The organism is Cellulophaga sp. Hel_I_12 (assembly GCF_000799565.1).
Classification (GTDB): Bacteria; Bacteroidota; Bacteroidia; order Flavobacteriales; family Flavobacteriaceae; genus Cellulophaga.
Genome location: NZ_JUHB01000001.1, coordinates 2,447,078 through 2,461,727, shown reverse-complemented (window position 1 = coordinate 2,461,727; position 14,650 = coordinate 2,447,078). Strand labels below are relative to the sequence as shown.

At 33.8% G+C, this 14,650-nt stretch carries 9 protein-coding genes; 5 read left to right on the top strand and 4 right to left on the bottom strand.

Annotated elements, in window-relative coordinates; all coding sequences use genetic code 11:
* Window positions 1-57: 57 nt before the first annotated feature.
* Window positions 58-489 (bottom strand): ribose 5-phosphate isomerase B, encoded by a 432-nt coding sequence (rpiB, locus tag GQ45_RS10665; protein WP_047417668.1) that lies wholly within the window; start codon window positions 487-489, stop codon window positions 58-60.
* A gap of 612 nt (window positions 490-1,101) precedes the next feature.
* Between rpiB and rnr the strand changes: the two genes are divergently transcribed.
* The 5 genes from rnr (at window position 1,102) to GQ45_RS10635 (ending at window position 9,866) form a co-directional block, all read left to right on the top strand.
* A complete protein-coding gene (gene rnr / locus GQ45_RS10660) occupies window positions 1,102-3,291 on the top strand; it encodes a ribonuclease R (protein WP_047417667.1) in 2,190 nt (729 codons plus the stop codon).
* Window positions 3,292-3,355: 64 nt separating this feature from the next.
* Window positions 3,356-4,036 (top strand): head GIN domain-containing protein, encoded by a 681-nt coding sequence (locus GQ45_RS10655; protein WP_047417666.1) that lies wholly within the window; start codon window positions 3,356-3,358, stop codon window positions 4,034-4,036.
* Between the two features lie 121 nt (window positions 4,037-4,157).
* Window positions 4,158-4,835: a LysE family translocator gene (locus tag GQ45_RS10650; RefSeq protein WP_047417665.1), complete on the top strand. Its 678-nt coding sequence runs from the start codon at window positions 4,158-4,160 to the stop codon at window positions 4,833-4,835.
* Window positions 4,836-5,189: 354 nt separating this feature from the next.
* Window positions 5,190-8,192, top strand: coding sequence for a hypothetical protein (locus tag GQ45_RS10645; protein WP_047417664.1), 3,003 nt, complete (start codon window positions 5,190-5,192; stop codon window positions 8,190-8,192).
* Window positions 8,193-8,657: 465 nt separating this feature from the next.
* On the top strand, window positions 8,658-9,866 hold the full coding sequence (locus GQ45_RS10635) for a site-specific integrase (protein ID WP_047417657.1): 1,209 nt from the start codon (window positions 8,658-8,660) through the stop codon (window positions 9,864-9,866).
* A gap of 20 nt (window positions 9,867-9,886) precedes the next feature.
* Here GQ45_RS10635 and GQ45_RS10630 read toward each other — a convergent pair whose 3' ends face one another.
* The 3 genes from GQ45_RS10630 to GQ45_RS10620 form a co-directional block, all read right to left on the bottom strand.
* Window positions 9,887-11,338, bottom strand: a complete 1,452-nt coding sequence (locus GQ45_RS10630) for an ATP-binding protein (protein WP_047417655.1) — start codon at window positions 11,336-11,338, stop codon at window positions 9,887-9,889.
* 349 nt (window positions 11,339-11,687) lie between these two features.
* Window positions 11,688-12,878: an ATP-binding protein gene (locus tag GQ45_RS10625; RefSeq protein ID WP_047417653.1), complete on the bottom strand. Its 1,191-nt coding sequence runs from the start codon at window positions 12,876-12,878 to the stop codon at window positions 11,688-11,690.
* A gap of 505 nt (window positions 12,879-13,383) precedes the next feature.
* Window positions 13,384-14,649: a M14 family metallopeptidase gene (locus GQ45_RS10620; protein WP_197056949.1), complete on the bottom strand. Its 1,266-nt coding sequence runs from the start codon at window positions 14,647-14,649 to the stop codon at window positions 13,384-13,386.
* Window position 14,650 lies beyond the last annotated feature (1 nt).

Below are 14,650 nucleotides of genomic sequence, written 5' to 3'. Positions count from 1 at the left end.
TTTAGTTAGATAGAACGATTTGTTATGGGTACTAAAATAATTTAAAGGTATTTATACTTATTGACAGGCTATTTTCTCCACTCTTCGTTCATGTCTACCTCCCTCAAAACCGGTTTCTAAAAAAGTTTGTACCATATCTAATGCCTGTGCTAATGAAATATAGCGCGCCGGTAAACTTAGAATATTAGCATCATTATGCTGCCGTGCTAATGACACAATTTCTTTATTCCAACATAAAGCACAACGTACTCTTTGATGTTTATTTGCCGTCATACTAGCCCCATTACCACTTCCACAAATAATAATCCCAAAATCAGCCTCATTTGCTTCTACATCTTTTGCAACTGGATGCACAAAATCTGGATAATCTACACTGTCATTACTGTCCGTACCATAATTTTTAACCTCGATATGCATCGATTTTAAAAGCCCAACAATAGCTAATTTGTATTCCGTACCCGCATGATCGTTACCAATAGAAATTTTCATAATGTAATATTTAAGATATCGTAAATGTACAAATACCTATGCTTTCACAACAGAATTTAGGTTATTAACAACAAAAATTTATTAAAAAGCTAGTTCTGTTGTTTCTTAGCGTATTAGGAAGATTTGTATTCTGTTCATAACATGATAACAAAAAGTAACTAGTAAATTTTTATAAGAACTTTAAAAAGTGAATTACAAAACTAGTTGATACTTTTCCTTTAAACTTCTAAAAGAATACAAAGAAGATATTCATACCTCACTCAGTAGAAATTAACAATTCATTTACATTTACTTATTAAAAATTATATGTTTAAATAGGTTATTAAGATAGGTTCATAACTTGTTTAAATCGCTGATTTTTAAAATATAATATAGGGTATAAGTTTTCAATAAACTCTTTTATCAATACAAATCAAGTTTATCTAAAAATAATTATACTCGCTATTAACAAGCTATAATAATCACCATTTATTTAATTTAATTTAAAAAAAAAGAAATATAAATAGTATACTTGTTTATAAGTCAATAGAAAATAGAAATTATTTAGTTTACTCCCTAGTTAATGACTGCTATGGAATATAATTTGTAATTTTCCAAAAATTTAAAAAATTAATGTCAAAGAAAAAAAAAAGCGCTTCAAATCAAAAACAACGCGAAATTACCAAAGGTATTTTTACTGTACTTGAAGCAGCACCTGATAAGAGTTTTAATTATAAGGAGATTGCAGCTAAGTTAAAAATTGAAAATGCCTCAGATCGCAATGATTTAATAAAAAGACTCGTTGAATTAAAAGAAAAGAAAAGAATACTAGAAGAGTCTCGTGGTAAATATAAAGCCATCGAAGCTACAAAAAGTTACCATACAGGAAGGGTTGATGTAACGGGCAGAGGAAATGCCTATATCATCATTGAAGGTTTTGAAGATGATGTTTTTGTACCCTTTAATAAATTAAATAAAGCTTTTCATAAAGATACCGTTCAAGTTTATGTGTATCCACGTAGAAAGGGTAAAAAATTAGAAGGCGAAGTTACTAAGGTTATAGAACGTTACAAAACAAGTTTTGTGGGTGTAGTAGAATTGCAAAAAACATTTGCTTTTGTTCGTATTTCCGATTTTAGAATGTATACCGATTTTTTTATTTCTAATGAACATATCAATGAGGCTAATAATGGGGACAAAGTTATTGTTGAATTTATAGAATGGCCAGATAAAACAGACTCTCCCTTTGGGAAAATAACGAACGTTCTAGGAAAACCTGGCGAACACAATACTGAAATTCATGCTATTTTAGCAGAATACGGATTGCCTTATGAATTTCCAGCTGAAGTAGAACAATATGCAAATACTTTAGACACTGGAATAAAACCAGAAGAAATAGCGAAGCGCCGAGATATGCGCGAAACGCTCACTTTTACCATAGATCCCAAAGATGCGAAAGATTTTGATGATGCACTTTCCTTTGTAGTTTTAGAAAATGGCAACTATGAAATTGGTATTCATATTGCAGATGTATCGCATTATTTAGTACCTGATACCATTATGGATGATGAAGCGTACGAAAGAGCCACATCTGTTTATTTAGTAGATAGAGTTGTACCAATGTTGCCTGAAATATTATCTAATAATGCCTGTTCTTTACGACCGAATGAGGAAAAGTATACCTTTTCCGCAGTTTTCGAAATCGATAAAAAAGCCTATGTTATTAATCAATGGTTTGGTAGAACTGTAACCAACTCGAACGAGCGTTTTGCCTATGAAGAAGCGCAACATATTATAGAAACTAAACAAAACACCATTCCTGAGGATATTTCTATCCGTGGAAATGCGTATAAAGTTGGCAATGATGTAGTAGAAGCAACGCTAAAATTAGATGAATTAGCTAAAATAATGCGTTCTAGAAGAATGAATGAAGGCGCAATTTCATTTGATAAAGTAGAAGTGCGTTTTAATTTAACCGAAGCTGGAGAACCAGAAAGTGTTTATTTTAAAGAAGCTAAAGATGCCAATAAACTTATTGAAGAGTTTATGTTGTTAGCCAATAAAAAAGTAGCAGAGTTTATAGGGAAGCAAAAACCTAAAAAAACATTTGTATATAGAGTTCATGATGAACCCAATGAAGAAAAATTAATGGCATTAAACGGTATTGTATCTCGTTTTGGTCATAAATTAGATTTTAAAGATAAAAAATCTATCAGTGCTTCTTTAAATCAACTTTTAGAAGATGTAAAAGGGAAAGGAGAACAAAATTTAGTAGATACTCTTGCCATACGCAGTATGAGTAAAGCTATTTACACTACGGATAATATTGGGCATTACGGATTGGCTTTTGATTTTTATACCCATTTTACGTCACCAATTCGAAGGTACCCTGATGTGATGGTACATCGATTATTACAACATTATTTAGATGGCGGAGCGACCGCTAAAGAAGAGGTTTTTGAAGAAAAATGTAAGCATTCTTCTGATATGGAATCTTTAGCAGCTAATGCAGAACGTGATTCTATCAAATACATGCAGATTAAGTTTATGCAAGACCATCAAGACAGAGAATTTATTGGGGTTATCTCAGGTGTTACTGATTGGGGTATTTATGTAGAAATCGTTGAAAATAAATGCGAAGGAATGGTGCGTATTAGCGACATTAAAGGTGATTATTACAACTTTGATGAAAAGCAATATGCTATTATAGGGGAGCGGACTAAAAAAGTATATCAATTGGGCGACGAAGTAGTTGTCATGGTAAAAAATACCGATTTAGTAAAAAGACATCTCGATTTTACTTTGATTGGTAAGGCAGAGTAGGTATTTTTTGTACTTTGGAACAGAATTTGTTTAGTAATGAATACAATTACCTAAAAACAAAAAAATGAAACAATTTTTGATTCTTATTTTTTCGGTGTTTACGCTCGTTACTATACAAGCGCAAAACGAAAAAATAATTCAAAATCTTGAAAAATTTACAACTATCAAAGCATTTGATGGTTTATCTATAAATTTGATTAAATCAGACGTAAATAAAGCGGTTATTACGGGCGCAAATACCAATAAAGTGGTCATTGTAAATAGCGATGGAGTGCTTAAATTACGTATGGAATTTGTAAAAATTTTTAGTGGGTACCGGACTTTCATTGATTTGTACTATACAGAAAAATTAGTCACTATTGATGTTAACGAAGATGCTAAAATTGTTAATAAAGACGTGATCAAACAAGATTTATTAGAATTAAAAGCACAGGAGGGTGGTGAATTAATCATCAACACACAAGTTGAACAATTACTGATAAAGACTGTTACTGGTGGTATTATTACTACGAAAGGTTTTTCGGATAATCAAGATGTAATGATTAACACAGGAGGCATTTACCAAGGGAAAAATTTTAAAACTAACTTCACCACCGTAAATGTAAATGCGGGCTCTAAAGCAGAGATATATGCCGTTAATTACGTAAAAGCAAGTGTTAAAGCCGGAGGAGAAGTTTTAGTTTACGGAGATCCCAAGAAAATGGATGAAAAAACAGTTTTTGGAGGCACTATAAAAAGAATGTAGTTTTACTAATTTATACCTACTTAAAAGCATCCTTTTAAGTATTTTCTTTGCAGTGAATTCTAAACTAAAAGATATAGAGAAGTAGTTTATTAGCTATAAAGAATTTTCAGAAATACGATTTATGATAGACGATATACAGGCAGCAATACCATTGGGCTTTTTTTTAAGCTTTATGATTGGGCCTGTTTTTTTTGTGCTTTTAGAAACCAGTGCTACCAAAGGTTTTAGAGCCGCATTAGTTTTTGATTTAGGCGTTATATTGGCAGATATTATATTTATAACAATAGCTTATTTCAGTAGTTTTCAATTGCTTCAAAATTTAAGTAATCAGCCGGGGCTATATGTTTTTGGAGGTGTTATTTTACTCGTTTATGGTATTATCACCTTTAAAAAAAAGCAAGTAAAATTGCGGGATGAAAACGTAAAAGTCACTAGTGGTGATTATGTTAGTTTATTTGTAAAAGGTTTTTTACTGAACTTTATAAATATAGGAGTACTCGTTTTTTGGTTAGGCATCATTATTATCGTAGGGCCAAGTTTAGAAAATAACAATGATAGAATACTTGTATTTTTTACGACTGTAATGGCCGCTTATTTCGCAACAGATCTTATAAAAATAGTATTAGCGAAACAACTGCGTAAAAAACTAACACCAAAACGTATTTTTCTAGTTAAAAAAGGACTAGGCGTGGTCCTTATTATCTGTGGTGTTGTTTTAATTGTAAAAGGATTTTTACCAAAAGACAAACTCAATATTCAAGAGGGTATAGAAATGATTCGAGACGCAGAGCAGAAGTAACTATTTTTAAAATATTTATAACTGAGATTGTGGAGATAAAAAACAGACAAATACCAGTTAAGAGGTATAAAAACAGCCTGTTGAGAATTTTGCTAAATGTAGCTTTAGTATTGGTCACCAAGACCTCATTTTTAACCCGGGTACCAAATACCAAGCATTGAATTAATAAGAATTGAAGCCTCAAAATTTTATATTCAATTTAATTCTCTAAATTGTTCTGCTAGATGACAAACTTATTGGAGTAGATTGATATTTTTTAAATGCTGCTAGAAAATTATAAAAATACTACCATGACTATGTCATCTATTTCAGTTTGACTGACTTTATGTTTTACCAACCTTTATTAAGAATTTTATGAAGACTTTATCCTGTTTATTAACTAGTTTGCTATCAATTTTTGTTTCCGTGAGTTTATTTGCTCAGGACTTTTCTGTATTTAAATATCGTACCTTGGGGCCAGCACGAGGCGGTCGCGTAACGACGGTAACAGGCACCCCCATGCTACCGGGCACTTTTTATTTAGGTGCTACAGGCGGTGGCGTTTGGAAATCTGATGATTACGGTACTACTTGGAACAACGTATCTGACGGATTCTTTGAAACACCTTCTATAGGGGCTATTGAAGTTGCTATAAATGATCCAAATATTGTTTATGTGGGTACGGGTTCTGACGGGCTCCGTAGCAATGTCATTGAAGGTAAAGGGGTGTATAAATCTATTGATGCTGGTAAAACCTGGGAGCATATTGGCTTGCGTAATGTTGGGCAAATTGGAGCTGTTGAAATAGACCCTACCAACAACAATATTGTTTGGGTGGCAGCAATTGGAAATGCTTTTAAACCGAACTCAGAACGCGGTATCTATAAAACTAACGATGGTGGAATAACTTGGGAAAAGGTTTTGTTTGTTTCAGAGCAAACAGGCTTTGCCGATTTAGAATTACTGCCAGGCAATCCAAATATAGTATACGCAGCGGCATGGAAAGCTCAACGCAGCCCATGGAACATTATTTCGGGGGGAGAAAATAAAGAAGGAGGCATCTACAAATCCATTAACGGAGGCAAGGATTGGGTAAAATTAGAAAATGGCTTGCCAAAAGGTTTAATCGGTAAGATAGATTTGGCCGTTTCGCCTGCAGATTCGCGTATTTTGTATGCGGTTATTGAGGCTCCTGGAGATGAAGGGGGAGTATATAAATCGGTGGACCAAGGAAAAACATTCAAACAAACCTCGAGTAACGAAGGTCTGGTTAATAGACCTTTTTATTATACGAATATAGAGTTAGACCCTACCAATCCTGATATTGTTTACTCCAATGCCAACCCCTTGTTAAAATCTAAAGATGGTGGTAAAACTTGGAAACAGATGGCTGTACCCCACGGTGATAATCATGATATTTGGCTTAATCCTAACAATCCTGATTTATTAATCCAATCTAATGATGGAGGTGCAAACGTTTCTCATAACGGAGGTAAAAGCTGGTCTACCCAATTCAATCAACCCACTGCGGAAATTTATCAAGTGGCAGTAGATGACCAGTATCCCTATTGGGTTTATGGAGCTCAACAAGACAATACCACGATTGCCATTCCTAGCGTTGCTCCAAGCGGAACTTCACCACAAGGAACACAGTTAATGATAGATGTAGGGGGTTGTGAAACAGGTCCAACCATTCCAAAACCTGGAAATCATAACATAGTATATAATAATTGTAAAGGACGCTTTAGTGTATATAATAAAATTACAGGAACAGATCGAGAATACTCCATCGGTGCTTCTAATATTTATGGGCACAACCCTAAAGATTTAACCTATCGGTTTCAACGTGTAGCACCTGTTCATGTATCCCCACATGATCCAAATGTGGTCTATATGGGCTCACAATTTGTTCATAAAACTAGAAATGATGGCCTTATTTGGGAAATTATTTCTCCAGATTTAACGGCATTTGAGAAAAATAAGCAGGTGATTTCTGGAGGTCCGATCACCCGTGATATCACAGGAGAAGAGTATTATAGTACCTTGTATTCTATAAGAGAATCAAAACTAAAACCAGGATTAATTTGGACAGGTTCTAATGACGGTGTTATATCCTTAACCAAGGACGCAGGCCAAACTTGGGAAAATGTGACCCCAAAAAAGCTACCCAAAGGTGGGCGTGTAGAGTCTATAGAACCTTCACAATTTGACCCGGCCAAGGCATATATTGCAGTGGATAGACATTTGTTAGGGGATGCAAAGCCATATTTTTACAAAACGGAAAATTACGGAAAAGACTGGGAGTTAATTAGTACTGATTCCAATGGAATTCCTTCTGATTTTACTAGCCTTGTCTTGAGGGAAGACCCAAAAACGAAAGGTTTGTTATATGCAGGAACCGAATTTGGTATGTTTGTTTCCTTTGATGATGGTACCACTTGGAAAAAATTTAAGCAAAACTTACCGGTTACACCAATCACAGACATTGTTATTCATCGAGGAGATTTAATTTTGAGTACCATGGGACGTGGATTTTGGATTTTAGATAATATTACCTCTTTAAGAGATCCTAAAATGGCTAGTTTACAGAGCTCCCCCGTACTTTTTAAGCCAGACAATACTATTAGATATAGAACTTCAAGGGGCTCAAGTGAATTTCCAAACTACCCTTCCAATAGGGTAAGCATTGATTACTACTTACCAAGCGATTATAAAGAAGGAGTTCAATTAGAAGTACTAGATGCAGATCAGCAATCGGTAGTTACTATTGTTAGTGATTCTACCCAATTATCTTCGACCTCAGAAGAGGTAGTTGACATGGGCTTGAGCATGACTTTTAGTTATGCGGATGCCAAACTGGAAACAAAAAAAGGATTAAATAGATTTGCATGGGATTTGCGTCAAAAAGGCGCTTGGAGCGATAAAAAAGCACGAAGTTTTAAAAATGGTCCAATAGTACCTCCTGGCACCTATACCGTTAAGCTAACAGTAGGTAAAGAGATTTTCGAACAATCGTTTCAAGTCCTTGTAGACCCAAGGCTAGAAACGGAAGGTATAACACAGCAAATGATTGCTGAACAACTGAATTTTCAGAATAAAGTAATTCAATTATTATCCGAAGCAAGAAAATTACAAGCGGCTTTAGAGACTCAACTAGAAAAGACCAAAGACAAGGATGAAAAGGAGAAACTTGAAAATATATTGAAACAACTTAAAAATGATGAGGGTGCATATCCCCAACAAATGCTAGTGGCCCAAATTTCTTATTTGTCGTATATCGTTGATGATTCGGATAAAGAGATAGGCAAAGATGCCAAGGAACGGTATACAGAATTGGTCTCCCAATTAAAGAAATTAAAGTCAGAAGTCACCTTATAAAAAAGCAAGTAAAATTGCGGGATGAAAACCTAAAAGTCACCAGTAGTGATTATAGTAGTTTACTAGTAAAAGGGTTTTTGTTAAAAAATAAACTCACTATTCAAGAGGGTATAGAAATGATCCGCGACGCAGAGCAGAAGTTGCTATTTTTAAATCTTGAACTAAAAAAACCCTTAAAAATGACTAATTTTTAAGGGTTTTTTGTGGTCCCACCTGGGCTCGAACCAGGGACCACCTGATTATGAGATGCATTATTTTGATTTTCATTTAGTAACATTTAGCATCTTATGTTCTCATTATCAGTTATTTATGATTTTTTATTTTGTTTCTATTTGCATTTGATTTACCTTTAAAAGGCAATTTGTTGTACAGATGTTGTACTGATTTTAAGCTATCTAAAGTATTGATATTTTTGAGATAGTGACGAAATAATTCATAAGTGTTGTACTAATTTATTCGAAACCTATGGCAACAGTAAAAACCGTATTAAAAAAAACAAAGCTCGCTGATGGCAGTTACCCAATCTCTATAAGGGTATCTAAAGATAGAAAATCCAAATTTTTTCAAACGATATTCAGAGCTTTTCCGAATGAGTGGAACCAAACAACGGGTAGTTTTACCAATAAGAATTCAAACAGCATCCAGAATAACAGGTTGCTATTAAAATTCAAGGACAGGGCACTAAAAATCCTTTCAGACTTAGAAATGGAAACAGATGATTTCACTCTAAGAGATTTTGAAAATCGCTTTAGAATTGTGTCCAATCCAGTGCAGCAAAATGTTTTTAATTTTTGGCATGAGATTATTGGTGAATTTATTTATGCCGGAAGAACTGGCAATGCACGCATAAACAAAGAGGTGTTCGCTTCTTTAAATTTATTTCATAAAAGCACCAGACTTAACTTTAAAGACATTACTCCATCCTTTTTAAATAAATATGAAGCTTTTTTGAGGTCAAGAGGCGGAAGCGATGGTGGCATAGGGGTGCGAATGAGAGCTATAAGAGCACTATATAACTTTGCTATTGAAAGAAAAATAGCTAAAGAACAAGATTATCCTTTTAAAATTTATAAAGTGTCAAAACTAAAAGGTAGAAGTCTCAAAAAGGCTTTAAGAATGGAAGAAATCCTTCAGATTAGAGATTTCGACTTAGCAAAATATCCAGGGTATGTAAATACAAGGAACTATTTTATATTTAGTTTTTACACTAGAGGTATGAATTTTGCCGATATGATGAAACTTGAATGGAAAGCAATTGACAATGATAAAATATATTATACGAGATCTAAAACCAAGGGAAATTTTAAAATTAAAATTCTTCCTCCTGTTCGAGAGATTTTGAATTATTATAAAGCGTTTGCCCTTGATACTAAATATGTGTTTCCTATACTTTTGAAAAACAGCTTGACGCCATCCCAATTGGAAAACAGAAAACATAAAACCCTTCAACGCTACAACAAAGAATTAAAAGAGATTGCCGAAATATGTGGAATTGATAAATCCATAACCAGTTACGTGGCCAGACATAGTTTTGCTAACTGTTTAAAACAAAAAGGAGTAGCTACCGATATTATTAGCGAATCTATGGGTCATAAAAATCTAAGTATCACACAAACTTATCTTAAGGAATTTGATAACTCAGTTTTAGATGAGGCGATTGAAATTTTGGTTTGAAGCTTTCCCTGATGGTCACTCTAAATATTCGTGTTTTTCATTCTCAATGTATTTTCTCCTACGTTATAAGCATAGATTGAAGCAGGTAAATATGTGAGTTTTAAATCGCCAATCTCCTTATTGCCCAATTGATCGATAGTCGTTACCAGGGCACTGGTAAAATCATTCGTTTTGCAAAATTGAATTAAACTATTTAATTCTTGGGGTTTCATGTAATAGCGATTGCTCCATTTAATTTCCACGCCCCAAACAGGTTTAAATTTTTTGTCATCTAAAAGAACCAAATCTACTACCCCTTCTTTTCTTCCTTCTTTCCAACGTGCGTATGTTAAATCCAGATTCTCTCTATGCATCCATTGTGACAAAATTGCGGTTTCTACCATGTTCCCCATCTCTTGGTCTGTCTCTATAATTGGAGAAAACAAGGCTGTTCTCAAAGAGGGGTTGGTAAGATACACTTTAAAACTAGTCACTCTTTTTAGCTTTTTAGCGTTAACGTCTACTTTATTCAAAACTTTTATTAAAAATGCGGCCTCTAAATACTCTAAATATTTCTTCAAGGTTACCTTTTGAATCCCACTATCTTTAGATATTGCTTCATAAGAAAATTCATTTCCAGTATTATAAGCGATATAAGTAAAAAATCTATTGAGCTCTTGAATATCCTTAATGCCATACAAACTTGGCAAATCTCTTAAAAGGACTTTATCTATGATATCATTTTTAACATATCTTCCCATATCACTTTGAATTTTCTCAGAAAGAACTACTTCTGGATAACCACCGAAGTTTAGGTAATTAACAAATTCTTTATTCAACGCCTTAAGATCATGCGTAATTTTATAAGGAATTTCAACACCGTCATACTGAATATTGCTATCAATTATGAGGTGATTCATATTCTTTAAATGAATATATTCCTGAAATGTTAGTGGCGGCAACATGAAATCTGTAAAACGTCCTGCACCACTTTCTGAACTATGCCATCTCAAAGCAGCAGCTGCCGAACCAGATACGACAAATTTGATGTTAGGATAAGAATCAACCAATACTTTAAGATGTCGCTCCCAATCCTTCAAGTATTGAATTTCATCAAAAAACACATAACATCCATTAAGATTTTCTAATTTAAGTGCTTCTTTGCAAAGACCGAGAATGTCTTCTAAACTTAAATTGATATAAATAGGATTATCAATACCAATGAAAAATATTTTTTGAGGATCTGTACCATCATCAATCAAATTCTGAATTGTATGAAACATCATCACAGTTTTCCCTACACGTCTAGGGCCCATGAGCACAACAGCTCTACGAATATCTTTTTCGACAACGAAAGGATAGAACAAGTCAAAATATAAACGTTTTGACATTGATTTGTATGCTTCGGAAATCTCTTTCGTTAACCACCAAGGATTCTCGTAATGTAATCTTTCAATAATTTTTTCTGTTGGAATAATACTTGAAAACTTCATTTTATTTCTTATTTATGCAAATATACACAAAATAAGGCTGTTCAAATATATCTATTTTATATTTTTTGTAATTATAAGGCTAATTTTGTCGTTATTAATCTTTATTTCTGCAAAAAATAATTAAGGAAGTTAGTGCTTCGTTTCGAGGTAGAAAATTTAATATGTGGAAGTTTCTGTTTTCATCTCTTTTAAACCACCAAAATATAATTATAGTTTAATTTATCTCAAATACACAAACTAATAGTTTGTGTATTAAGTTCTTTTTAAACAAAAATTCTGAATTTTTTAAAAATCAAAAAAAAACATTATTAAATGGTTAACTAAATTTATGCTTAATATCGATAAGGTGTTAATATAAAAATCCAAAGAGCCAAAGAGGTAGTTTAGTAATAGGGAATTCAACATCATCTGCAACTACAAAACCGTTTTTTACAGTATCTATCTGTTTGCTTGTTTTGTCTTTACCCCCAACTTCAAAAGTAAATGTATTATCAACTAAAAAGTCTCCTTGTTTTGGGTATGCCATTTTATGCCTTACTGAAACTTGGGAAATAAAATAGGTCTCCCTTAAATTACCCACATTTGGGCTTGATGTTGAAAATGCATAGGCGAGATTTGGATTGTCCAAATACACTTTTTCGGGCTTTTGAAGTGTTGCCAAACTGATTCCAGATGCATACAATAATTTTATTAACTGGGCTTGCTCTAAAAAATGAAGATAGGCTACCACGGAGTTTCTATGGATATTGCTTTTTTTAGCAATATTGGTGATATTGGGCTGAAAGGGTACATTAGCGGCAACCACATTAAGTAATTGCAACATTTTTTTTGCATTACGCACATCGAAACCCTTTAGTTCTGCCATATCGTATTCCACAATTAAGCGCACCAGTTGTTGCAGCCGTGTGGCATAACCTTGTTTATCTTCCATGGAAAATGGATAATAACCGTATTGCAAATAATCCTCAAAATACTCCAATGGTCTAAACTCCACAGGAAACATTTCAGCCCATTTACGGTCTTTGGAAAGTATGTCTTCCAAAACAATAGGTTCAAAATTATACAAATCATTAAACGCCAAATATTCACGGTATGAAAGTCCAGATAAGGTGTACATTAGCATCCGTCTGCTTAAATCGCCTTCTTCTCTAGAAATATCGATTATGGACGACCCTGTGAAAACTATTTTTAAGTCAGGATAAAAATCATACAGGTTTTTTATATGAATGGACCAATTTTCGTATTTGTGCACCTCATCCAAAAAAAGATATTGCCCGCCTTTTTTAAAGAATGCTTCGGCAGTTTCTACCAATGAATGTGTTGTGAAATAAAAATCATCTAAGGACCAATAGGTTCCTTGGGTTGGTAACAACTTTAACTCTTTTAATTTTTGTAACAAAAGGGTCGTTTTGCCAGTACCTCTAGCGCCTTTTATGCCTATTAATTTGTTGTTCCAGTTAATCTCATTGTATAAATAGCGTTTCTTTTCAGAACGTATTCGTTGTACCAATGCTGCCGATTTTTCTAGTAATTGTTCCATGTTGCATATTTATATGTGCAATATAGGTTATTTTTTGCATTTTAGGATGTGCTGTTATTAAAAATCTATAACAACTATAATAATCTATCAATCAAAGTTTATCCATAAAGATATGGACGATGCTTTGGATAAGGTTCTTAATTTTTACCGATTCTACCAAAAAATTGTTTTAACATATAATTCTGGACATATCAGGTTTCAATAAGGATTAATAAAAGTATCAATATCCGATCTCAACAATACAGGATTTGCACCTTCACTTTGCGCTACCATGTCACCAACGGCGCATTACCAAATAAGATATGTCCAGTTCTTCACATACTGTTTTGTATTACCTCAGGAATAACTTAATTCTACTGCCTTCTTCTTAAATGACGGACCGTAATTTCGGTTTCTTTTTTTTATGATTCAAAGTTAATTTATGTAACTCTAAATCTCGCATCTTAATGTCTAGCCTAATATTGTAAGTCCATTTTTACATAATACACTTTTTGGGCAATGTCAGTTATAATCTGGAAAGCATCAGTTTCATCAATTCAATGGCACTTGTTTGTCCTTTCTTTTTTAAAAAATCTCGGTTTGTATTATCTCCAACCTCAAAAACCAATGCTTCCATACCATGAGAAACATAAAAATAATTGCGTGATATAATAGCAGGTTCCATTTTATCACTTGGGCTAATATTTGGATTATAACCAGGGATTGCCATTTTTACATTCTCCAACCATTCCGGTACCAATCCCGGCATATTACCTTTAAAGCTATCAGCTATGGTGTAATAAATATCGTCCCATGTGGAATGGAAATCAATGCCAAAATAGAACTTCCCGTTTGTCTTTTTTTCCCGTTCTTTTATAAATTCGCTTACCGCCAATGTTTCCGGCTGGTTGAAAAATGTCCAATCTCTATTTAAATCAATGCCACCCGCATTGTGCCTCCAATATCCATTGTCAACACCGTCAGGATTCATCAAGGGTACAACATAAACCGTAAATTTTTTTCTGAATTTTTTAGCGAGTTTTAAATTGGAGCTTATGGTTTCCACAAACGCTTTCATAGCCAAATATCCAGTTACCTCCGGTGGATGTTGCCTAGAAATAACAATCAGCATTCTTGCGGTCTTTTCTTTGCCAATGGTTAAAGCCGTCAATGGTCTTCCTTCCCTGCTTAAACCTATTTGCTGATTTGAAACAAATGGCTTTTCGGACAAGGCTTCCACCCATTTCTTGACATGCTTTGAGGTTTGGAGCTCTTGGGCGCTTACCCACAACGTATCGGGATTAATGCTTAACTTCATCTGTACTTTTAATGGAAGCGACCCAGGACCAAAATTTTTATCCCCTTTTTCAAATTCAACATAATCTGTAGAATCCATCGATGTCCAGTGTAATCCGTCGTTACTTAATTTAGGGTAATACCTGTGTTTATAGCCTTCACCATACGTGAGGGTCAGATAAATTTGCTTTTTGTGTTTGGACCACACTTTAAAAGCATACCAAGGACTAACGTTTATTGGCGTGTTTTCAGAAGTTATAAGGGCCGTATAGGTGCTGTCGTAGTCTTTTATTATACCATTCAATCGGGCACCTTCAAAATCATTTGAAAAGTAAACAGAATCATTTTCAAAAGGAAAAATGCCTTTCCATTGTATTTGTACCGGTTTTGAAACCGTTGAGACTTGCTCTATGGGTTCTTGCCCTTTAAAAACAGGCTTCTGGGAATATATATTTAGCGTAATGATGAATGCAAATAGTAGGAATATGTTTTTCATT